The organism is Candidatus Hakubella thermalkaliphila, from assembly GCF_013281975.1.
Taxonomy (GTDB): Bacteria; Actinomycetota; Humimicrobiia; order Hakubellales; family Hakubellaceae; genus Hakubella; species Hakubella thermalkaliphila.
On the sequence record NZ_BLRZ01000248.1, the window covers coordinates 1 to 1,426 of the forward strand.

General features: G+C 51.2%; 2 protein-coding genes. Both read right to left on the reverse strand.

Translation table 11 applies throughout. The features are described from left to right. The coding region (locus tag HW443_RS14315; RefSeq protein WP_176238229.1) for a prephenate dehydrogenase at positions 1-671 on the reverse strand (671 nt) is incomplete at its 3' end. A gap of 46 nt (positions 672-717) precedes the next feature. Then, a partial coding sequence (gene aroF, locus HW443_RS11270; protein ID WP_176238230.1) for a 3-deoxy-7-phosphoheptulonate synthase occupies positions 718-1,426 on the reverse strand: 709 nt, incomplete at its 5' end.

The window sequence follows — 1,426 nt, forward strand, 5'->3', positions numbered from 1 at the left end:
ATGGAGGGTAATTGGTCATGATAATCACTATGAAGAAAGGCGTTACCGAAGAACAGATCCGCAACGTGGTGCAGAAATTGGAGCAGATAGGAGCCAGGGGACATGTTTCGGTGGGCGAATTCAGGACCGTAATCGGGGCCATTGGAGATGATGCCAAGATCGCCCAGCTTCCCTTGGAGGCTTTTCCCGGAGTAGAGTCGGTCATGCCCATCTGTCTTGGGAGTGGGAGTCAGGATATAATAGGAGTCTTTAAAGAGATTCTTGTTGGCATGGACAAAGCCTTCCTGCTCCGATCCGGTCATGGGATGGCCACCGATAAAGTGCACTCCCTCTGGTAGAGCTTTCTCCACTGTTCTCACAATCTTCTCCTTAGTGCTTCCTACATCAGTGATAACAGTTCCAGCTCGGAGCCAGGGTAGGACTTTACGGATGACCTTGACTATCTCCCCCACCGGAGTAGCTACGAAGACCACATCTGCTTCTTTGACTGCCTCCTCCAGATTATCATAAGCTATGTCTATAATACCCCTTTGCTGGGCCTGGGCTGCTGTGCCCGGCTTTATATCAAAACCATGGATGCGCAGGCTAGAATCTGCTTCTTTAAGAGCCAGGCCCAGAGATCCTCCGATCAACCCGATACCAATTATGGAGATATTTCTAAAGTCACTCATGACGGAAAATCTCCTCTATCAAACCTCCTCTGTTAAACCTCGTCTGTCAAATCCTCCTCTGTCGCTGGGTTCTACCGCATAGCTCAACCAGGGGCCTGATCTCGGACATCAAAGTCTCAAATTCGCTGGGAGTCAGGGACTGGGGACCGTCACTGAGAGCTTCCTGAGGCGAGGGGTGCACTTCCACCATGATTCCATCGGCCCCCACGCTAACAGCAGCCCGAGACAGGGGAACGACCAAATCATGCTTGCCTGTAGCGTGGCACGGATCTACGATGATAGGCAGATGACTGGCCTTCTTGATAAGGGGAACGGCGCTGATATCCAGAGTGTTTCTGGTGGCCGTCTCGAAAGTGCGGATACCTCTCTCGCAGAGGATTATCTTACTATTTCCCTCTTTGGCCACGTACTCCGCAGCCATTAAGAACTCCTCGATGGTGGCACTAAAACCCCTTTTTAAAAGGATGGGCTTGTCCTGCTTCCCTGCTTCACTTAAAAGGAGAAAATTCTGCATATTTCTGGCCCCGCTCTGGAGAATATCCACGTGCTCATAGACGAGTTCCATATCCCTCACGTCGAGAACTTCCGTAACTACGGGGAGACCCACCTCCTTACGGGCTAAAGCCAGAAGTTTAAGTCCTTCTCTTCCCAGCCCTTGAAAACTGTAGGGAGAAGTCCTGGGTTTGAAGGCACCACCTCGCAAGATCGATGCCCCCGCAGCTTTAATGGCTCTGGCTACAGACACTATCTGCTCT